Raw genomic sequence first — 20,014 nt, 5'->3', positions numbered from 1 at the left:
CGATGCGCACCGCACTCTCCGGTCTGACCACACGCGGAAGATGCTTGCTGGCCGCGGGGTTCGCCGCCGGAGTGTGCGCCGCCGTGCTGAACGAACGCGACCTGCTGCGGGTCGCCGCCTTCGTGATCGCGCTGCCCCTGCTGGCCGCGTGGCTCGCGACGAGGGCTCGGGTGGGGCTGCACGCCGCCCGGTTCCTCGCCCCGGGCCGGGTGCCGGTGGGTGCGGCGGCCGAGGTGAAGCTCGACCTGCGCAGCACCGGCCGGCTGCCCACGGGCGGGCTGATGCTGGAGGACACCGTGCCGTACGCCCTGGGCGCGCGGCCGCGGTTCCTGGTGGAGCGGCTGCCCCGCAACACGCCGACGTCGTTGCGCTACCCGCTCAAGCCGGTGATGCGCGGCATCCAGCAGGTCGGCCCGCTGATGGCGCGGATCACCGACCCGTTCGGCCTGGCCGAGTTCGACCGCGAGCTCGCGGGCCGTTCCCGGCTGGTCGTGGTGCCGCGGGTGGTGCGGCTGGCGGGTCTGCCCGGCGGTTCCGGCATGGGCGCGGGCGACGACGGCTCGGTGCGGCTGCGGGCCGGTCAGGGCGAGGACGACGCGGTCGTGCGGCCGTACCGTCAGGGCGACGACCTGCGGAAAGTCCACTGGCGGTCCACGGCCCGGCGGGACGAGCTGATGGTGCGCGTCGAGGAACGCCCGTGGCGCGGTGGCACCACGGTGCTGCTCGACCACCGGGTGCACGCGCACCGCGGCAGCGGGCCGACGGCGTCACTGGAGTGGGCCATCTCGTTCGCGGCCTCCATCTGCCTGCACCTGCACCACTTCGGCCACCAGGTGCGCCTGGTCTCCGAGGACGGGCGGGTGCTCGCGGGCGGGTCGTCCGACGGCGGGCACAGCGACCACGTGGTGCTGGACTCGCTCGCGGCACTGCAGGGCTCGCACCGCCGTGAACTCAGCGGCGGCGTGGACCCCGGCGCGGGCCAGGAGGTCATCGCGGTGCTCGGCGGTCTCTCGCCGGCGTCGGCGGAGGAACTGGTCCGGTACCGGCCGCGCGGCACCCGCAGCCTGGCCGTGTTGCTGGACGTGAACGCGTGGGCCGGCGGTACCGACACGTCCGCCCCGGAACCCGAGGACGCCCGGCGGTTGCTGGGCGGCGCGGGCTGGGGCGTGGCGATCGCGAAGCCGTCCGCGTCGATGCAGCAGGTGTGGCAGGAGCTGTGCGCCTCGGCCGGAACCCGCGGCCCGTCGTTTCGCTCGGAGGTGGGCTGATGGGATCCCGTTCCGCTCCTTCGAAGGGCACTGAGCCCGAGTGGTTCACCTCGGCGACGCCGTGGATCGCCGCGCTGGCCGTGCTCTGCGCGTCCACCGCGCTGTCCGGCGTGATCGAGGGCGACCTGTGGCTGGTGCGCATCGGCGTGGTGATCGTCGCGATCACCGTGACCGGCGCGTTCCTGCGGGCGACCCGGCTGACCCCGCCGCTGGTCGCGATCGCCCAGGTGGCCGTGCTGCTGTGCCTGCTCACGGCGTTGCACACGCGGTCGGGCATCTTCCTGTTCATCCCCGGTCCCGACGCGCTGGGCGAACTCGGCGACGTGCTCGCGGATTCCGTCGCGCAGGTGCAGACCGGGGTGCCGCCGGTGCACGCGTCACCGGCGATCCAGGCGCTCGTCGTGCTGGCGATCGGCCTGGTCGCGGTGCTGGTCGACACGCTGGCCGTGGCCGCGGCGGCTCCCGCGGCGTCCGGCCTGGTGCTGCTGTGCGTGTTCGCGGTGCCCGCGTCGCTGGCCGACGAGATGCTGCCGTTCTGGACGTTCATCCTGGGTGCGGCGGCGTTCGCGATGTTGCTCGCGGTCGACGGCCAGCACCGGCACGAGGCGTGGCGCGGCAGGCTCGGTTCCGGATCGGCCAGCGGGTCCGGCGGGTCCGCGACCTCGGTGGCGGCGATCGCGATGGTGATCGCGCTGGTCGTCGGCGCGGGCTTCACGCTCGTCGGCACGGTCGGCAGGCTGCCCGGCAGCGGCGGCGGTGGCGGCGGCAAGGGCGGCATCGGGCTGAGCGAGATGACGTCGCTGCGCGGCATGCTCAACCGCGGCCGCAGCGCCGAGGTGTTCTACGTGCGCGGCATGAACGATCCGACGTACATGCGGGCGTCGACGCTCGCCCAGTACGTGCCCAACAAGGGCTGGGAACGCGGCAGTCCTCCCGGCGGCCAGCCCGCGCGCGGTGAGCTCCCGCCGCAGCCGGGCGACCGCGGCGAGGGCAAGACCACCCGGATCAACATCGAGCCGCGCGACTGGCGGAGCTTCTGGCTGCCGACCTACGGCGCCGTCCGCCGCATCGACACCCCGGACGACGACTACCAGTTCGACCCGAAGAAGGGCGTGATCTACACCCAGCGGGAGCGCGAGCCGGAGTCCTACGAGCTCGACACGGTGATGGCGACGCCGACGAAGCAGGCGCTGCGGCTGGCGCCGACGCAGGCGAACGCGGTCGACCGCGAGTACTACAAGTTCGACGGGGTCGAACAGCCGATCGTGGACCTCGCGAGGAAGGCCGTCGAGGGCGCCACCAACGACTTCGACAAGGCTGCCGCGCTCACCAGCTTCTTCAACGGCCCCACCAGCGGGTTCACCTACGACCTCAAGACCGGCGGCGACGTCACCACGGACGCGCTGACCGACTTCGTGGTGCGGGGCAAGGTCGGCTACTGCGAGCAGTTCGCGTCCGCGATGGCGATCATGGCCCGTGTGGTGGGCCTGCCGTCGCGGGTGGCGATCGGCTTCACCGCCGGTGTCATGTCCGCGGACAACTCCTACCGCGTGATCAGCACCGAGGACGCCCACGCGTGGGTCGAGATCTTCTTCCCGAACTACGGCTGGATGACGTTCGACCCGACCCCGGTCAACGACGGCCGCGGGATCGTGCCGCCGTACCTGCGCGAGACCGCGCCGGGTCAGGAGGAGGTGCCGACCGCGAACACGCAGACCGAGTCGACCTCGGCCTCCACGACCGGCTCGGCCCAGGCCTCCACCTCGGCCGACGGCACGGACGGCGACCAGGGCCTGCCGGCGGCGAGCTCCCAGGGACCGCCGGCGTGGCACCTGTGGGCGTTGGGCATCGTGCTGGTGCTGGCCGCGCTGCTGTCGCTCCTGCTGGTGCTGGCGTTGCTCGGTGTGCTCAGCGCGGGCCTGATGGGCGTGTCGTGGGCGCGCAAGCTGCTGATACCGGCCGCCGCAGGGCTGTGGCTGGTGGGCGTGGGGCTGGCGGCAGCGTTGCTGTCGTGGTGGCTCGCGGCGCTGCTGGTGATCGCCGGGGTGGTGCTCACGCCGTTGCTGATACGTGCCGTGCGACGGCGCAACCACCTGCACGCGGTGACGGCGCTCGGTCCCGGCGCGGCCTCGGCCGCCTGGAGCGAGCTCATGGCCGAGTCGATCGACCGCGGTGCGCCCGTGCCGGTCGCCGAGACGATCCGGATCGCCGCCCGCCGGTTGGCGCGCGAGCACAACCTGGACGACGCGGGCAAGGACGGCCTGCGGACGGTGATCGGGGCGATCGAGCGGTCCTGGTACAGCCCGAACCCGGCCGCCGACCCGTCGCTGCCCGGCGCCGTGGCCGCGGTGCGGCAGTCGTTGCGGCTGAACGCCCCGCTGTCGTTGAGGGCGAGGCTGTTCCCGAAGTCGGTGCTCAAGCCGACGCCCGCGCCGGTGGCCGACACGGCTGAACGGGAACCCGCCGGGGTGTAGTTCCGAGACAGACGAAGGGCCCGCTCCCGGTGGGGGCGGGCCCTTCGCTTCGAAGCTCTCGGGTCTGCTTACTGCTCTTCGTCGAAGCGACGGCGGAAGCGCTCTTCCATCCGTTCGGAGAACGAGCTGCGGCTGCGCGCGGGCTTGCCGTCCTCCTGCGCTCCCTCGGCGACCTGGTCACCGCGACGCAACGTCGTCAGGGTGATGAGCGCACCGAAGAACATGAGGAGGAAGCCGAAGACGCTCACCACGGGGATGCTGGCGATCGAGAGTTGCGGGAGCATCACTCCGGTGATGAGCGCGGCCACGCCGACCACGAACAACACGATGCCCTGCACGCGGCGTCGCTTGGACGGCCGGCGCAACTTGGCGCCCCGTACGGTAGATGCGAACTTCGGGTCCTCGGCGTAGAGCGCGCGCTCGATCTGGTCGAGCAGTCGCTGCTCGTGCTCGGAGAGTGGCATCGTTCCTCCTCCGGCACAGCGGTCGCGGGCGCCGGGTGTTTTCGGTTTCCGCCGAACCCGGCGGACGACCCACCCTGGGGACGTCACCTTCCAGGATACGATCCACACGCCCCGGCGACTAGCCAGTCGGCCTTCTCATACGGTCTGTTCTGTCACCATCATCCTCCTGGGGCAGTGGTGAGGCCTTCGTGAGGCTCGTTCCAGCCCCTTGTGGCCTTCTGTTCACACCTGGTTCGGCCGCGCGATCCGTCCGGGACAGCCCCGCTTGCTCGGATCAGCCGCATGACCGAACTCATCGTCAACGGCGCCGCCGAGCAGGGCCTGACCGGCTGGCTCGTCGTCGCGGGCGCCCCGGTCGTGCTGCGGTACGACACGGGCCAGGGGTATCCGGGGCCGGGTGATCCCGGTCCGGCGCGGCGCGGCTCGTCGTTCTTCGGCGGCGGGGACACACCACTGAGCACGCTGCGACAGAGCGTGACCTTGCCGCGCCGGTCGTCTCAGTTCGAGGTGTCCGCGTGGCTCGGCGGCTACGCATCGCAGCAGGACGGCGCCCGCCTGTCGGTGGAGTTCCTCGACGCCGGCGGCACCCCGCGCGGTCTGGTGGTGCTCGGCCCGGTGACGGCGGAGGAACGCTCGAGCCGCACCGGCCTGCTCGAGCGGACGGCGCGAGGCACCGTCCCGCCGGGCAGCCGCACTGCCGTCGTGACCCTGCAAATGACCCGTTCCGGTGGTGGCACGTCGAACGACGGCTACGCGGACAACATCTCGTTCACGGTCGGAGGCCGCTGATGCTGAACCGACGTGATCTCCTGCGCGCCGCGGCCGCCGCCGGCGCTCTCGGCACCGTGTGGCCGCTCTCGGCCGGCCTGTCCCCCGCCGAGGCGCACGCCGCCGCCCTGGACCTGGGCGCGTCGTGGGACCCCGCGCCGTTCACGCTGGGCGTCGGCTCCGGCGACCCGTTGCCGGACAGCGTGGTCCTGTGGACGCGCCTGGCTCCCGAGCCCCTGGCGTTCGAGCAGCCGCTGCCCGAGATCGTCGAGGTCGAGTGGTCTGTCGCGTCCGATCGCATGATGCGCTCGCGGCTGGCAGGCGGAAGTGTCGCTGCTTCGAACCTGTTGGGGCACAGCGTGCACGTGCCCGTGCACGGTCTCCGGCCCGGTCGCACCTACTACTACCAGTTCTCGGCTTTGGGCAAGCGTTCTCGTGTCGGCCGCACGCGCACGGCCCCTGTCGGCCCGGTGTCCCGCGTCAGGTTCGCGACGGCGAACTGCCAGGCGTTCCACGACGGCTTCTACGCCGCACACCGCGGCATCGCCTCCGAGAACCTGGATTTCGTCGTGCACCTCGGCGACTACATCTACGAGCACGGCCAGGTCGGCGGCGCGCACGTGCGTGATCACGAGGGCCCCGCCGTGCTGTCCCTTGCGGACTACCGACGCCGCCACGCGTTGTACAAGGGCGATCCGTCGCTGCGCGACGCCCACGCGGCTCACCCCTTCTACCTGACGTGGGACGACCACGAAGTGGTGAACGACTACAGCGGCACCGAGGGCTCAGCACCGTTCGTGAAGCGCCGAGCCGCCGCCTACCAGGCCTGGTACGAGCACCTGCCGATCCGCTCTGGGAGCGCTCTCGAACCACAGATCTACCGCCATCGCCAGTGGGGCTCGTTGCTCGACCTGACGGTGCTGGACCTGCGGCAGTACCGGTCGGCGCAGAACCTCGCCGGCGGCACGATCCTGGGCGCAGAACAGAAGAAGTGGCTGCTGGACGGCATTTCCGGAGCCCGCGAGACGTGGCAGGTGTGGATCAACTCGATCATGCTGTCGCAACTCGCCCGCCCCGGCGGCGGCTACTACTTCACCGACCAGTGGGACGGCTTCCTGGCAGAACGCCGCGAGGTGCTGGGCCACGTCGCCGCCGAGGGCATGAAGGACCTCGTCGTGCTGACCGGCGACTGGCACTCGGCGTTCGTGGACGACATCCGCCCGGACTTCGACGACGTCACGTCGCCGGTCATCGGCACGGAGTTCACCGCGCACTCCGTCACGTCGGGCGCGTACTCGCCGGAGTGGAACGCGGCGAACGGACCGGTCATGGGAGCGGCGAACCCGCACCTGAAGTACTTCGAGGGCAACAGGTACGGGTACGACATGTACGAGGTGACGCCGCAGCGGTTCACCACGCACATGAAGGTGATCGGGGACCGGCGGGACGCCTCGTCGCCGGTGTCGACGCTGACCACGTTCCACGTCGGCCGGGGGAAGGCCGGGAGCTACGAGGATCCGGCGACTGCCGGGTCGGCTGCGCAGTACCGGCGTCCCTGAACGTGTCAGACCCGCTGAGTACGCTCGGACTCGGGGGCCCTGGGCTCCTGTGGGCGGAGGGTGGATCCCCCGAATCCGATGCTAGTCAGCAGGTCTGACAGTTCCTGGCCGGTGAGTTCCGGCCGGGCAGCCAGGCCGTCACGTGCGACCGGCCGGGCTGTCGGCGCCAGCCTGTCGGCCCTGGCGTCCGTGCTGGCCGGACCTGGCAGTCAGTTCTGACCGTCAGGTCCGGCCGGTCAGCTTGCGATCTTGTAGGCGCTGATGATCGTGACCTCGCCGGTGTTGCCCGCCGCGTCCGTAGTCCTGGCGCGCAACGAAACGGACCTCGCGCCCTTCGGGTGGTGCAGGACCACCTTGTCGCCGGCCACCTGTGCCTGCTTCCAGGTCGCGCCGTCGTCGTAGGACACCTCGACGGTGACGCGCTTGACCTTCGGCGTGTTCTGGGCCTGCTCGACCTTCAGCGGGACCAGTTGCACCCGGCCGTGCGCGGTGTCCTCGTCGTCGAGCTTGGGCAGGAAGCGGACCACCGTGAGCGGGAGGTGCGTGATGTCGGCGGTGTGCTTGGCCTTGAAGGTCCAGGCACCGCTCACCTTCTTCGAGAGTTCCGCGTCGCGGCTGTGTTCCATCTCGGCCCGGTAGGTGCCTTCGCCGGCCGGGACGTCGAAGACCGCGGTGGGGCGGTTCGACTCGCCGAGCTTGGTGCCGTTGTGGAACAACGAGGTCTTCGCCGTTCCGGCGTCGACCCTGCCCTCGCCGCCGTTGCTGTCGGTGAAGAGCGGCACCCTGACGGCGATCTGGTCCTCGAGCCTCGCGAGGCCGAAGCCGGGTGCCGACGGGACGGACGGGCCGAGGACCGCGGCGCCGAACGTCTGCGCGTACTTCTTGCCGCCCTTGAAGGAACGCGTGGGCGTCTGGGTCGTGTACTCGTAGTTGTTGTCCGGGCCGACTCGGTCGTAGATCCAACTCCACTTGCCGGTGGCGGTCGAGACGTGGTCGACCGCGCGGCCGCCTTCCGGCACCTGGGTGAACCAGCCGAAGCCGCCGCTGCCGTCCACCGGGTCCGGCATCACTGCGATGCCGTGCTGACGGCCCTCGCCGGCGTTGCGGAAGCTCGACGTCACCTCGGCGAGCTCGTTCGCCTTGGCGGTGCGCTCGTAGCCGGTCGGCATGCCCTTCTCGGTGTACATCAGGCGGTAGCTGACCGGGGTCTTCTCGTCGCGTGCCGTGCCCTGGAACTGCTCGGCGATCGTCGTGGAGAAGCCCGGCACGTCCGGCCCGATCTGAGCCGTGGACACCTGGCCCGCCAAGCCGCCGAAGAACGCCCAGCCGTGGCCGTCCGTCCTTCCCGCGATCGGGATGGAGTAGCCGACCGTGCCGATCATGCTCTTGGCCGCGGGGTCCGGCGTCTTGAGCGCGACCGGTTCGGCGTTGCGCGCGTCGATCGTGATCGACCCCTTGCCGGTCACCTGGAACTTCGGCTGCACCTGGAACGCGACCTTGAAGTCCGGGGTGATGATGCCGCTGTCCACGAGGTACTCGCCCTTGGGCAGGCGGGCGTTCCTCGTCAGCCCTGAGTAGGACTTGCCGGTCTTGGTGTTGACGAAGTACGTGCTGTGGGAGTCGGCCGGGTTGCCGTCGGCGCCCAGCACCGACACGGCGGTGTCGTAGCTCTCGACCTCGCGGTTGACGCTGACGAGCGTGCGCAGGCCGTTCGACGCGACGATCGCGCCGCTGTAGGCGCCGTCCGGCGCGTTCACCCTGGTGTCAGCGGTGATCGTGGCCTTCGCCTCGCCGCCGGCGGGCACGGTGACCTTCGCCGGGGACACGGTGAACAGACCGGCGGGCGAGGGCTTGCCGTCCGGTCCCTTGACGTCCGCGCTCAGGTCGAGCGTGACGGGTTCCTTGCCGGGGTTGCGGTAGGTGACCTCGCGGACGATCTTCTGGTCGTCGTCGTGCGGCCACTGCTGCAACCCGAAGTTGATGTTCGCGGGGTCCGCGACCACCTGCTGCGCCAGCATCTTCGGCACGTCGACGCGGCCCGCGCCCTGGTCGAACGCCGTCAGCGACGGATTCGCCTTGGCCGACGCCATGACGGTCGCCTTGAGCCGCGTGCCGGTCCAGTCCGGGTGCTGCTGCTTGAGCAACGCGACAACGCCTGCGACGTGCGGCGTCGCCATCGACGTGCCGTCCATCGCGACGTGGCCCTGCGTGCCGGCCTCGGCGGCCATGATGCCGACGCCGGGCGCGGTTATGTCCGGCTTCACCGCTCCGTCCGCGGCCGGGCCACGGCTGGAGAACGGCGCGATGCCGTCGTTGCGGTCCACCGCCCCGACGGTCAGCGCGGACTCGGCGCTGCCCGGCGAACCGATCGTCTCCGGCCGGCCGGAGTTGCCCGCCGCGATCACGAACAGCGCGCCGGTCTCCTGGGAGATCCGGTTGACGGCCTCCTCGAGCGGGTCGATCTCCGGGGTGTCACCGCCGCCCAGGCTCATGTTGATGACGCTCGCGCCCTGCTCGGCCGCCCACTGCATGCCGCCGAGGATCGCCGACTCGCTGCAACCGCCCGGCTGGCAGACCTTGCCGTCGAGGATCTCTGCGTCCGGCGCGACACCGCGGTACTGCTCGCCCTTGCCGGCGATGGTCGACGCGACGTGCGTGCCGTGCCCGACCTCGTCGGTGTTGTCCGGCGAGTCGGTGAAGTTCTTCTCGGCGACCTGCCTGCCCTGCAGATCCGGGTGCTTCTCGTCGACACCAGTGTCGAGCACCGCGACCTTCACGCCCTTGCCCGTGACGCCTGCCTGCCACGCCTGCGGAGCACCGATCTGCTTGGTGCTGCGGTCGAGCGACACCTCGCGGATGCCGTCGAGCCACACCTTCTCCACCGCACCACCGCGCAGCGACTCCCAGGCGCTGCCCGACTTCTCGACGGTGCCGGTCACCAGGCCGTCGACCGAGCCCTTCGCCGCCAACGCCGTGATGCCCGATCGTGCGCCCGCCGCCGGCCGCACGATCACAGGAACGGTGCTGCGCCGCGAATCGTCGTAGCCGAACTCGGCCAACGACGTCACGTCGAACAACCGCGGGTCGAGCTTTCCGTTGTCCACCAACGCGATCGCATCCGCGGGCACCACGTGCTGGTGCCCGTCCCGCGTGAAGGTGCGCACGGGCAGCCTGACCCGCCCCGGTCCCGGCACGACCCGCACCACGCGGTTGCCGGCCAGTTCCACTCGGTCACCGGTGATCAGCGTGACGCTGCGGTCCCCCTGCCCCGATGCCTGCTCCTCCGCGTGCGCGACAGCCGCCGTCACCGTGGTCGTTTCCGCGGTGACGAGACCTGCCGACAGCGCGAGAGCGGTGATCCCCCTGCGGGCACCTCGCTGTCCTGCTCTCACTGGTTTACCTCCAGTGCTCGATGAGGTGTTGCGCCAGTGACCGTAGGGACACCGAGCGTCACCTCACCTCCGCCTGAAGGCCGGAGCTGCACAGGCGGATGTCATCCCGCCGAGGTACCCGTACTGGCCGATCGGCTGGTTGACACACCAGGACAGGTTCGGACCGGCCGCCTTTCGGGATTGAGTCGGGACCGGGTTCTCGTGCACACTTCGTGCTGCCGTCATCTGGGGGCGGCGCTGGGGGCTTTGGGGGAAGGTCGCTCTACTCATGCGTGTTTCGTTGCGTGCTGCCATTTCGGTGGCGGTGCTCGTCGGTTTCCACGTCCTCGCTTTCGGGTTGATCGGTGGCCTGCTCGCGCTGGAGACGTACGCCCTGATCGAGCGCCCGTTCGTCGGCGTGAAGCTGGCGCTGTTCGTCGTGCCGCTGGTGTACGCACTGGTCAAAGGTCTGATCTCATTGGAACGCCGCACGCGGGACGAGGTGCCGGGCACCCTCGTCACGCCCGAGCAGCAGCCCGCGCTCTGGGACCTCGTCCGCCGCCTGGCCGCCGATGTCGGCACCCGCCCGCCGGACGAGATCCGGATCGTCGCCGCGGTGAACGCCGCGATCGCCGAGGACACCCGTTTCCTGGGACTGCGCGTCCTCAGGCGCAGGATGTTCATCGGTGCACCTCTGCTCACCTCCTTGACCGAGAAGCAACTCATCGCCGTGCTCGCCCACGAACTCGGGCACTACGCCAACAAAGACACGCGTTTCGCCGGTGTCGTGGTCTCCGGCCGTGAAGCCATGCTGCGCGCCGGTTCCCACATGAACGCCGAACACTGGTTCCAGCGCATGATCGCCAAGCTGTTCCGCGGCTACGCCAAGCTGTACCTCCGTCTCTCCCGGGCGATCAGCCGCCGGCAGGAGTTCGCCGCCGACCGCGTCGCCGCCACGCTGGCCGGCTCGTCCGCCGCCGCGTCCGCCTGGCGCGAGCTGCCGGTGATCGACGCCGCGTGGGACCTCTTCACCAACCGCCACCTCACCGTCGCGTGGGAACTCGGTTACCTCCCCACGACGTTCTTCGACGGCTTCGCCCGCCTGCGCACCTCCCCCGAACTCCACGAGGAGCTGGAGGAGATCCGCCAGCACCCGCACGACCCGGACCGCGGCCCGTACGACTCCCACCCACCGCTGAAGGACCGCATCGTCGCGATCGAGGCCATGGCGCTCGAACCCGAGTCGGGCTGGGGCGACCGCCCGGCACTGGAACTGCTCACCGACCCGACGCCGCTGCTAGACGCCGCCGTGCTCAACACGCTCGTCTCCGACGCCGCGTCGAAGGAACGCGTCGACTGGGCCACGCTCGGCCACATCGGCGCCCGAGCCCGCGTCGTGCGCGGCACCGAACGGCTGCTGCAGGCGTCCGCGGCGGCGATGAACCGACCGCCGTCACTGACCACCGTGCTCGACGCGCTGGACGCGGGACACCTCGCCGGCCTGGGCACTCACGTGCCCGGCAACAGGGACGCCGGTGCCCGCGCCCGCCGCGAGATGGCCCGCGGCGAGGTGCTGCCCGAGCTGTCCGCGTTGGTGGCACTGGCGTTCTCCGACACGGGTCTCGCCCGCTGGGAACTGGACTGGCTGGGACGGACCACGTTCGTCACCTCCTCTCACGACTTCGACATGGCCGATCACCTGGACGCCGCGGTCGCCGACCACGGCAGCACCGAGGGCCTGCGCACCGCGCTCGCCACCGCCGGTGTGGCCCCCGACTACCGCCCCGCGCACTGAGCGTTCAGGAGAAACCCCGTGGTGCTCTCACTTCTGTTCAAGCCCAAGGAACTCATCACCGTCATCCGCCTGATGCGCGAAGCGAAGCGGCTGGGCGTGGAGATCGACGAACTCCCTTCCGACGTCGTGGCTTCACACGTCCTGCCCAAAACCCACCCGGAGCGCTACGGCCTCGTCCCCGACGCGGAGGTGACCACCACCTCGCCGATCGAGGACCTGGCCCTCGCCGCCGTGAAGGACGACGTCCGAGCTGGCAACTGGGAGAACGCCGCCGACCTCGTCACGTCGACCTACGGCGACTGGGACCGCCGCCAGCGCGTCGTCTGGACCCTCGCCGACCTCGCCGCCAAGGACGACACCTGGATGGACGCCTGGCAGACCGCCCGCCCCGGTGACCCGCACTGGATCGTCGTGCACGCGATGTCGCTGGTCTCCCTCGCCTGGGATATCCGAGGCAGCGGCACCTCGTCCCAGACCACCCGCGAACAGTTCGAGGGCTTCCACCGCGTCCTGTTCGAGGCCCGCGAGGCAGCAGGTGTCGCCGCCGCAGTGCTGCCGGACGACCCGACGCCGTGGAACACGACGCTGACGCTGGCCCGCGGCCTGCAGGTGGAGCACGACGAGTTCCGCGCGATCTGGGCGGAACTGATGTCGCGCGATCCCCTGCACCACAACGGACACGCGCAGGCCCTGCAGTACTGGTGCCGCAAGTGGCACGGGTCGGATGAGCTGGCCTTGGCGTTCGCGGTCGAAGCCGCAGCCAAGTCGCCCAAGCTCCTGTCCCTGCCGCTGCAGGCTGCTTACGAGGCTGAGGGCACCTCGCCCGACGTGTGGAAGTCGCCCGCGGTTGTCGGGGCACTCGACGCGCTGGTGGATCGGTTGGCGGATGAGGGTGCCGACACCTATGCGTTGCGGAACGACCGTGGGTATGCGATCTACGCCTTGCTCGAGCTGCAGCGGTTCGAGGAGGCCGTGGGGCAGTTCCGGGCATTGGGGGCTTTGGCGGATGCGGGGCCTTGGGACTACTTCGCTGAGCCTCGGCTGAAGTTCTTGAGCCAGCGAGGGATCGCGGTCAAGGCTGCGGCCAAGGGCAGGGGGGTCAAGGCTCCGGTTCGATAGTGGCTCCTTTCGGTGGGTGGGGTTCGGGTGCCGCATCCGATGGAGCTGGCCGGCTTCGTTCTGGGTGGGCGGGCTTAGGCCTGGGGCGGTTGAGATTTGGGTGCCACATCAGGTGCGATTCGGCGGCTGGCTTAGGCGGGATCGACTCGCGTCCACTAGGGGTCGGCGGCGGAGCCTCGCGGTACACGAGGCGCCGGTTGGCGGGCGAGGCGCTGGGCCGGAGCCGTCGGCATCACTGCTGATCTGGTGCACGGCGCCGCTGCTGAGTGAGGTCGTCGGCTCAGCGGCGAGGCTCGTGCACAGCGGTGTTGCCAGGCTGATGTGTTGGGACGCCGCCGGGGACGGATTCGCGCTGCCGGGCAGCGCACGGTTGGGGTTGGCCAGGATGCCTTGTGGGCGCGGCCGCTGGGGCGGAGATGTCGGTACCACTGTTGATCTGGTACACGGCGCCGCTGCTGAGCGAGGTCATCGACTCAGCGGCGAGGCTGGTGTGCGGCGGCGCTGCCTGACAGGTGTGTCCGGACGCCGCCGAGGACGGACGCGCGCTGCCGGGCAGCTCGGGGTTGAGGTTGGCCGGGGAGCCTTGTGGGCTGGGCGGGTCAGCCGACTGGCTGTGGGGTTCGGGCTTGTGGGACTGATGGTGGGCGGTGGTCCATCACGGCCAGTTCCAGCTGGCGGGACGGGGAGTCGCCCAGGAGTTTGCGGGCCAGGGCGGTGCCCTTGCGCGGGGCCATGGCCAGCTCGGCCCTGAGGGCTTGGATGCCCACGTAGTGCGACACCTCGTCGAGGATGGCCTTGGTGTCCGGGATCGAGCGGGTTCGGCGGATCGCGTCCACCGCCGCGCGTTCCAAGGGGGCCACGTGGAAGCCTCGGCGCAGGGCTGGTTTCGGTAGGCGGTCTGTTCGTTCCAGGCGCAGGGTGCCGTGGCCCCAGGCGTTGGAGTTGCGCGGGGCCAGGACGTGGATGGCGTCCGCTGTCGGCAGGACGGACCTCATGCCGTGGAGGTAGAGGGCGTCGAACGCGGTGAGCATCGCGCCCTCTCCTGCGTAGAGGAGGGCGGCCTGCACCAGTTGTTCCCGGGACGGGCCTGCTCTGGACAGCAGGAAGATGCTCGGGAACAGGCGTTGCCAGGGGCCGCCTGGGCGGGACCGCTGGTCGATCAGGGACGAGGACAGTCCTATGTGGATCAGGGCTGCCACTGGGGCCACTCGGTGGACGAAGAGGGTGCCCAGTGCTTCCAGGTCGATGGGGTGGCGCATGGGTCAATGGTGGGGGCTGGGGATGGTGGGGGGTTCGGGGGTGAGCGGATCTGTGGACAAGTCAGGGGCTGTGGACAAGTCGCGATCACTCGGGCTTCGGTTCGAAGTCCGCTGTCCTTTCTGGACTGTCGCGGAGCAGTGAGGCCGGGCGGACGGCCAGCGAGCCGAAGCGGGAACGGGCCTGGTCGGCGGCTTGTTCGGCTTCGCGCCAGCCTCGTTCCGGGGCGTCGAAGATCAGTTGCTGGGCGGAGTCGGCGTTGTCAAGACCCTCTATTCGGACACCGATCAGACGGACGTCGCCGGGCGGCACCTGGGTGTCCAGGAGCTCGGCGGCCACCCGGTAGACCTCCTGGGTCACGTCGGTCGACACCGGCAGGGTGCGGGAGCGGGTGATCGTCGTGAAGTCGGAGAAGCGGACTTTGATCGACACCGTCCGGCCGTGCAGTCCCTTGGCGCGCAACGAACCCGCCGAGCGCTCCGACAGGCGCAGCAACTCGCGGCGCAGCAGCGCGCGGTCGGCGACGTCGACCTCGAAGGTCTCCTCCGCGCCGATCGACTTCTCCCGCGACTCCGGCACCACGGCGCGGTCGTCCACCCCGGAGGCCAGCGCGTACAAGTGCTCCGCCAGGGCCACGCCGATCTTGCGGCGCAGGCGCGGCAGAGGCGTGGCGGCCACGTCGGCGACGGTCTCCAGACCCAGTCCTTCGAGCCTCGCAGCGGTTTTCGCGCCCACGCCCCACAAAGCGGAGACCGGCAGCGGGTGCAGGAACTCGAGAGAAGCAGCGGCGGGCACGACCATCATGCCGTCGGGCTTGCACATGCCCGAGGCGAGCTTCGCGAGGAACTTCGTCGAAGACACCCCGACCGAACAGGACACGCCCTGGTCCGCCAGCACGCGGGCCCTGATCAGCTCCCCGATGCCACCGGGCGTCAGGCCGAGCCGGCGGAGCGCGCCACCGACGTCGAGGAAGGCCTCGTCCAGGGAAAGGGGCTCCACCAGCGGGGTGATGTCGCGGAAGATCGCCATGACCCCGCGCGAGACCTCCTGGTAGAGATCGAACTGCGGCGGCAGGTACACCGCGTGAGGCGCCAAACGGCGGGCATGCGCCGTGGGCATCGCGGAACGCACGCCGTACTCACGCGCGAGGTAGTTCGCGGAACTCACGACGCCCCGACCGCCGACGCCGCCGACAACGACGGGCACGGACTCGAGCTCAGGGCGTTCGCGGATCTCCACTGACGCGTAGAAGGCGTCCATGTCGACGTGCAGCATCCGGCAGCCCGTGTCGTCAGGCCAGACGCCATCACGCGCACGGAACCGGTCGACCAGGCCGCGTGGCAGGTTCGCACTGCGACCCATGAACACCCCTTTCGAACGTGAGTTCGACGCGAATCCTACAGTTCGTAAACCCGCGAGGCGTTCTCCGACGCGATCAGCCGTGCGATGCGGTGCGCGTCGTCGTCCGCGAACGCATCACTCCGCAGCCCATCGGCCAGGAAGTCCGACAACGCGCGCCGGAACAGCAACGCGCCGAGGTAGTACAGCTCGGGCAGGGCGAAGGCATCGGAGGAGAACAGGAACTTCCCGTAGGGCACGATCTCCAGAGCCTCGGCGAACACCCGCGACGCCTGATGTCCCAGCCCGTGCGTCGCCAGCCCGAGGTCGCAGAACACGTGCGGGAACACCTGCGCGAGGTACCCGGCCTGCCGGTGGAACGGGTAGTTGTGCAGCAGCAACACCGGCACACCGAGGGCGGCGGTCGCCCGCAGGAACGGCGTCAGCAACGACGGATCGCACTGGTGCAGGTCGAGGTCCGAGTCGCCGTACCCCACGTGGAACTGCAACGGCAGCCCGGCGTCCAGCGCCTCCCAGGCCAGCCAGGTGATCACCACCGGATCCTCCAGCCGCCCGGACGACCACGTCGCCACCGCACGCTCCACCTCCGCGTCGGCAGGCCGCACGCCGGGAAGACCCAGCCCGATCCGGTACGCCGCAACGGACTTCGCCCCCACCGCCGACGACGAGGCGAGCCGCGACCGGACGAGGTCGACGAACTCCGAGGGCGAGACCGAAGGCCTCAACGTCTCCGCCAGGACCTCCAGCCGCACGATCTCGTGCGCCACACCCCCGCCCAGCCCGGCCAGTTCGGCGGCCGACAGCAGCCGATCGGGCTGGAACCCGCCGTCCACCAGGAACGTGTGGATCCCGGACGCCATCAGGAACGTGCGCGACACCTCGGCGATGTGCAGCGAGTTCCGCCGTTCGAGGTACTCGTCGGCGGACGCGTGCCGAGGCAGGTCCAGCAACGGCGCGCACCACCGCCGCACCGCGAACCCCAGGGCGGAGTCGAAGAACGACCCACCGAGCGGGGAGACCGCATCGGCCTCCAGCAACAACGACTCGAACTCCGGACGAGCGCTGTCGGTGCGCAGCACACCGTGGCAATGGTGGTCTATCAGCCCGAGTTCGGCGACGAACGGCAAGATGCCCATACCCTCAGGATCGTGGACTCTGCGGAACGGGACCAGCGGTTCGACCGGGCGACGGAACTCTTCGACGGGCTTAACGCGCGGGACGTGAGCGTCGTGGCGCTCACCTGGGTCGACAACAGCGGGATCATCCGCACCAAGTCCGTCCCCCTGCGCAGGCTGGCTCACGCGGCGGCGCACGGCGTGGGCGCGTCACCGGTGTTCGACGTCTTCCTCTTCGACGACTGGATCATTCAGGGCCGTTTCGCCGGCGGCCCGGTCGGCGACCTGCGGCTGCACCCCGACCTCGAGCGCCTCACCGTGCTCGCGGGCCAGCCGGGCTGGGCCTGGGCGCCCGCCGACCGCCACTTCCAGAGCGGCGTCCCCTATCCGATGGACCAGCGCCTGCAGGCCCGCAAGGCCGTCCGGAACCTCGCCGACGCGGGTCTCACCGCCCAGGCGGGCTTCGAGGTCGAGTGGTGCCTGGGCAAGTCCGGCACCGACGACTGGGTCCCCGCGACCAGCGGGTCCGCGTACGGGCACGCCCGTCAGGTGGAGCTGTCCGACTACTGCGTCGACCTCCTCAACGCCCTGGACCAGCAGGACGTCGAGGTCCTCCAGTTCCACCCCGAGTACGCCGCCGGCCAGTTCGAGGTCTCGACCGCGCCGGAGGACCTGCTGGCCGCCGCGGACACGGCCGTGCTCGTCAAGGAGACCATCCGCGCCGTCTCGATCCGGCACGGCATGCGCCCGTCGTTCTCCCCCAAGGTCGTCAACGGCGGCGTCGGCAACGGCGGTCACCTGCACCTCAGCCTCTGGCGCGACGGCACGAACCTCTTCGACGGCTTCCAGGACGAGGCGCGGCAGTTCAGCGCGGGCGTGCTCAACCACCTCCGCGCGTTGTGCGCGATCGGCGCGCCCTCTCTCGCGAGCTACCTCAGGCTCGTGCCGAACACGTGGGCGGCACCGTTCGTGGCGTGGGGCGAGGAGAACCGCGAAACGGCGCTGCGCCTGATCCGGGACAACCTGGAGATCAAGTGCTTCGACCTGACCGCGAACCCGTACCTCCTCGTCGCGGGCGTGGTCGCGGCCGGTCTGGACGGCATCGCCACCCAGGCCGTGCTGCCCGAAGGCCTGAACGTCGACCCGGCGTTGCTCGGCGACGTCCAGCGCCTGCCCACGTCGCTCAAGGAAGCCGTCGACGAGTTCGAGAAGGACACCGTGCTCACCGAGGCGTTCGGCCAGGAGCTGGCGGGCACGATCGCCGACGTGCGGCGCGGTGAGATGGAGCGGTACAAGGACGCGAGCCCGCAGGGAATCGCCAACATCACTCGCTGGCGTTATTGAGCTCCTTGCGCAACCGCGAGAGCGCACGGTGCTGCGCGACCCGGACCGCACCGGGCGTCGACCCGACCGCCTCGGCCGTCTCCTCCGCCGACAACCCCACCATCACACGCAGCACGACGATCTCGCGCTGCTTCTCGGGCAGCACGCGCAGAAGCGTCGCCATCTGGTCCGAGAGCTCTCCTTGCATCGCGCGCTGCTCAGGCCCGGCCGCGGTGTCCATCGACTCCGGCAGGTCGGACACGGCCTCGGCGCGGTTGCGTGAGGCGCTGCGGAACGAGTCCGCCACCTTGTGCGCCGCGATCCCGTAGACGAACGCCAGGAACGGACGCCCCTGGTCGCGGTACGACGGCAACGAGGTCAGCACGGCCAGGCACACGTCCTGCGCAACGTCGTCCGCCGAGGCGAACGATCCAACGCGCGCACGGCAGTACCGCACGATCAACGGCCGGATGGTGCCGAGCAGCCGTTCGATGGCGGCGCGATCACCGGCGACAGCGCGCGCGACGTGTTCGTCCGCGGTCTGCGGGCGGTTCGAGTAGTAGGAGGGTGCCGGCGGGTCGACCGGCTCCTTGGTGCCGCCGGCGGTCCGCTCGACCAACGCGTCGAGGGTCCCCCTGGAAGCGGAGACCGGCCCACCCACGGACGAGCCTTGAACGGCTTCCGCGGGCACCTTGCGGTGCAGGCCGGGTGTGAACTCCACGCAGATCACCGTTCCTCTTCTGGACGCCGGCGCACCGCGAGACGCGCCCGCCGGATCCGTCCTTCGACCGCGCGCGGGGTGAGTCGCATCAACTCACCGATCTCCGCATGCGAATAGCCCTGGTCATGAAGGAAGAGCAACCGCTTGCCGTCCTCGCTCAGCGTCGCGAACGCGGCGTTCGCCGCCGCCTGCTCGATGACCGCGTCCTCGGGCGTCGCCTCGGTGACCACGTGTTCGAGCGAGGCGACGCTTTCCACGAGCCGCACGTCCTGCCAGCCGTGTGCACGCGTCTGCCAGCGCCGGTACACGTTCGGGAACGCGAGCACGCACGCGTTGACGAAGTACTCGTCCAACGGCAGTCCGTGTTCCGCCGACCACTCCCGGCCGAGCAGACCCCGGTCCCGGAAGTAGACGAACCCGTCGTACACCGCGTCGCTCGCCAGTTCCTCGGCTTCCTGCGGCGGGATGTCCTGCTTGTTCAGGTAACGGCCCTGGTGCCCGCAGCGGGAGAACATGGCGCCGGACCGCACGAGTTTCGTAACGATCAGCAGTCCGCGCCCGAGAAGCTGGCGGTGGAACTGGTCCCAGCGGACACCGGTGAGCCCTGACTCACGGAAGTGCTGAACCAGCACCCCGTCCATGCGCAGCCGCTCGGCGGCAAGCGCTGAGTCCGAACTTCCCATGCCCCCTGGTCCTTATGTCGGTGTCTTCCTGCCTCTAGGTATGTCGTTTGGGTGCGTCCACCCCACGCACTCGCCACGACTGGTAACAAACGCAAACGAATGTCACCCGATCGGGACAGCCAAAGACGCGATTTCCTTGCGAAGGCGACCGAGCGCCCGGTGCTGGGCGACGCGAACCGCGCCCGGCGTGGACCCCACGGCTTCCGCGGTCTCCTCCGCGGACAGACCCACCACGACGCGCAGCACGAGGATCTCGCGCTGCTTGGCCGGCAGGAGGTGCAGCAGCTGGCCGAGCGTTCCGTTCAGCTCGTCCTGGAGGACGAACTCCTCCGGTCCAACGCCCCGCCCGGCTTGGTCGGGCACCTCCGCCACCGGCTCCGCTCGGTTACGAGCGAGCGCGCGATGCGCGTCGGCGACCTTGTGCGCGGCGATGCCGTAGACGAACGCGAGGAACGGTCTACCTTGCTCCCGGTACTTCGGAAGGGCCGTCAGCACGGCCAGGCACACCTCCTGCGCGACGTCGTCCGCAGTTGTCGCGGAGCGACCGACACGCGCGCGACAGTACTTCACCACCAGCGGTCGCAGGTAGCGAAGTAGCTGGTCAGTGGCCCTGGGCTCGCCTTGCACGGCCAGGCTGACCAGTTCTGCGGACAAAGCCGAACTCTCCATTCGAAGCGCCCCCTCATCGACGTCTCGTGGAGGAGACGTGCGACGCGTCACTTCTTATGCGGAAAGTAG

The 20,014-nt window shown here is 70.2% G+C and carries 15 protein-coding genes; 7 read left to right on the top strand and 8 right to left on the bottom strand.

Annotated elements, in window-relative coordinates; all coding sequences use genetic code 11:
* The first annotated feature begins 2 nt into the window (after positions 1–2).
* On the top strand, positions 3–1,268 hold the full coding sequence (locus LX88_RS12425) for a DUF58 domain-containing protein (protein WP_258947923.1): 1,266 nt from the start codon (positions 3–5) through the stop codon (positions 1,266–1,268).
* Complete coding sequence (locus LX88_RS12420) at positions 1,268–3,742, top strand: transglutaminase TgpA family protein (protein ID WP_258947922.1); 2,475 nt, start codon at positions 1,268–1,270, stop codon at positions 3,740–3,742. Before LX88_RS12425 ends, LX88_RS12420 begins: the two co-directional genes overlap by 1 nt.
* Before the next feature lie 68 nt (positions 3,743–3,810).
* Here the strand turns inward: LX88_RS12420 and LX88_RS12415 are convergent, their stop codons facing one another.
* Entirely contained in the window at positions 3,811–4,206 is a 396-nt protein-coding gene (locus LX88_RS12415) for an SCO2097 family morphological protein (protein WP_090073948.1), read from the bottom strand.
* A gap of 282 nt (positions 4,207–4,488) precedes the next feature.
* On the opposite strand from LX88_RS12415, the gene LX88_RS12410 reads away from it, so the two are divergent.
* Together LX88_RS12410 and LX88_RS12405 are read left to right on the top strand one after the other, a co-directional pair.
* Positions 4,489–4,995: a hypothetical protein gene (locus tag LX88_RS12410; protein WP_258947921.1), complete on the top strand. Its 507-nt coding sequence runs from the start codon at positions 4,489–4,491 to the stop codon at positions 4,993–4,995.
* Entirely contained in the window at positions 4,995–6,533 is a 1,539-nt protein-coding gene (locus LX88_RS12405) for an alkaline phosphatase D family protein (protein ID WP_258947920.1), read from the top strand. The genes LX88_RS12410 and LX88_RS12405 overlap by 1 nt, the downstream gene beginning before the upstream one ends.
* 236 nt (positions 6,534–6,769) lie before the next feature.
* Here LX88_RS12405 and LX88_RS12400 read toward each other — a convergent pair whose 3' ends face one another.
* Complete coding sequence (locus tag LX88_RS12400) at positions 6,770–9,925, bottom strand: S8 family serine peptidase (RefSeq protein WP_258947919.1); 3,156 nt, start codon at positions 9,923–9,925, stop codon at positions 6,770–6,772.
* Between the two features lie 268 nt (positions 9,926–10,193).
* Here LX88_RS12400 and LX88_RS12395 point away from each other — a divergent pair, with 268 nt between their 5' ends.
* Together LX88_RS12395 and LX88_RS12390 are read left to right on the top strand one after the other, a co-directional pair.
* Positions 10,194–11,699, top strand: coding sequence for a M48 family metalloprotease (locus LX88_RS12395; RefSeq protein WP_258947918.1), 1,506 nt, complete (start codon positions 10,194–10,196; stop codon positions 11,697–11,699).
* A gap of 18 nt (positions 11,700–11,717) precedes the next feature.
* Complete coding sequence (locus LX88_RS12390) at positions 11,718–12,818, top strand: DUF4034 domain-containing protein (protein ID WP_258947917.1); 1,101 nt, start codon at positions 11,718–11,720, stop codon at positions 12,816–12,818.
* Positions 12,819–13,417: 599 nt separating this feature from the next.
* Here LX88_RS12390 and LX88_RS12385 read toward each other — a convergent pair.
* The 3 genes from LX88_RS12385 to LX88_RS12375 all read right to left on the bottom strand — a co-directional run bounded on the left by LX88_RS12385 (position 13,418) and on the right by LX88_RS12375 (position 16,570).
* Positions 13,418–14,077: a hypothetical protein gene (locus LX88_RS12385; RefSeq protein ID WP_258947916.1), complete on the bottom strand. Its 660-nt coding sequence runs from the start codon at positions 14,075–14,077 to the stop codon at positions 13,418–13,420.
* Positions 14,078–14,162: 85 nt separating this feature from the next.
* Entirely contained in the window at positions 14,163–15,437 is a 1,275-nt protein-coding gene (locus tag LX88_RS12380) for a DNA polymerase IV (protein WP_258947915.1), read from the bottom strand.
* A gap of 35 nt (positions 15,438–15,472) precedes the next feature.
* Entirely contained in the window at positions 15,473–16,570 is a 1,098-nt protein-coding gene (locus tag LX88_RS12375; protein ID WP_258947914.1) for an amidohydrolase family protein, read from the bottom strand.
* Positions 16,571–16,582: 12 nt separating this feature from the next.
* On the opposite strand from LX88_RS12375, the gene LX88_RS12370 reads away from it, so the two are divergent.
* Positions 16,583–17,893 (top strand): type I glutamate--ammonia ligase, encoded by a 1,311-nt coding sequence (locus tag LX88_RS12370; protein ID WP_258947913.1) that lies wholly within the window; start codon positions 16,583–16,585, stop codon positions 17,891–17,893.
* Here LX88_RS12370 and shbA read toward each other — a convergent pair.
* The 3 genes from shbA to LX88_RS12355 all read right to left on the bottom strand — a co-directional run bounded on the left by shbA (position 17,874) and on the right by LX88_RS12355 (position 19,945).
* Complete coding sequence (gene shbA / locus LX88_RS12365; RefSeq protein WP_258948238.1) at positions 17,874–18,365, bottom strand: RNA polymerase sigma factor ShbA; 492 nt, start codon at positions 18,363–18,365, stop codon at positions 17,874–17,876. The genes LX88_RS12370 and shbA overlap by 20 nt on opposite strands.
* Positions 18,366–18,598: 233 nt before the next feature.
* Positions 18,599–19,276 (bottom strand): sigma factor-like helix-turn-helix DNA-binding protein, encoded by a 678-nt coding sequence (locus LX88_RS12360; RefSeq protein ID WP_258947912.1) that lies wholly within the window; start codon positions 19,274–19,276, stop codon positions 18,599–18,601.
* Positions 19,277–19,378: 102 nt separating this feature from the next.
* Positions 19,379–19,945 (bottom strand): sigma-70 family RNA polymerase sigma factor, encoded by a 567-nt coding sequence (locus LX88_RS12355; protein ID WP_258947911.1) that lies wholly within the window; start codon positions 19,943–19,945, stop codon positions 19,379–19,381.
* Positions 19,946–20,014: the final 69 nt, after the last annotated feature.

Source organism: Lentzea californiensis (assembly GCF_024648825.1).
Lineage (GTDB): Bacteria > Actinomycetota > Actinomycetes > Mycobacteriales > Pseudonocardiaceae > Lentzea > Lentzea californiensis.
The sequence above is the reverse complement of the archived record's forward strand: the minus strand, read 5'-3'. Positions and strand labels throughout refer to the sequence as shown.

Coding starts and splice junctions, on each gene's coding strand:
- LX88_RS12425 (WP_258947923.1), top strand. CDS start 3: ATGCGCACCGCACTCTCCGGTCTGACCACACGCGGAAGATGCTTGCTG.
- LX88_RS12420 (WP_258947922.1), top strand. CDS start 1,268: ATGGGATCCCGTTCCGCTCCTTCGAAGGGCACTGAGCCCGAGTGGTTC.
- LX88_RS12415 (WP_090073948.1), bottom strand. CDS start 4,206: ATGCCACTCTCCGAGCACGAGCAGCGACTGCTCGACCAGATCGAGCGC.
- LX88_RS12410 (WP_258947921.1), top strand. CDS start 4,489: ATGACCGAACTCATCGTCAACGGCGCCGCCGAGCAGGGCCTGACCGGC.
- LX88_RS12405 (WP_258947920.1), top strand. CDS start 4,995: ATGCTGAACCGACGTGATCTCCTGCGCGCCGCGGCCGCCGCCGGCGCT.
- LX88_RS12395 (WP_258947918.1), top strand. CDS start 10,194: ATGCGTGTTTCGTTGCGTGCTGCCATTTCGGTGGCGGTGCTCGTCGGT.
- LX88_RS12385 (WP_258947916.1), bottom strand. CDS start 14,077: ATGCGCCACCCCATCGACCTGGAAGCACTGGGCACCCTCTTCGTCCAC.
- LX88_RS12380 (WP_258947915.1), bottom strand. CDS start 15,437: ATGGGTCGCAGTGCGAACCTGCCACGCGGCCTGGTCGACCGGTTCCGT.
- LX88_RS12375 (WP_258947914.1), bottom strand. CDS start 16,570: ATGGGCATCTTGCCGTTCGTCGCCGAACTCGGGCTGATAGACCACCAT.
- LX88_RS12360 (WP_258947912.1), bottom strand. CDS start 19,276: ATGGGAAGTTCGGACTCAGCGCTTGCCGCCGAGCGGCTGCGCATGGAC.
- LX88_RS12355 (WP_258947911.1), bottom strand. CDS start 19,945: ATGGAGAGTTCGGCTTTGTCCGCAGAACTGGTCAGCCTGGCCGTGCAA.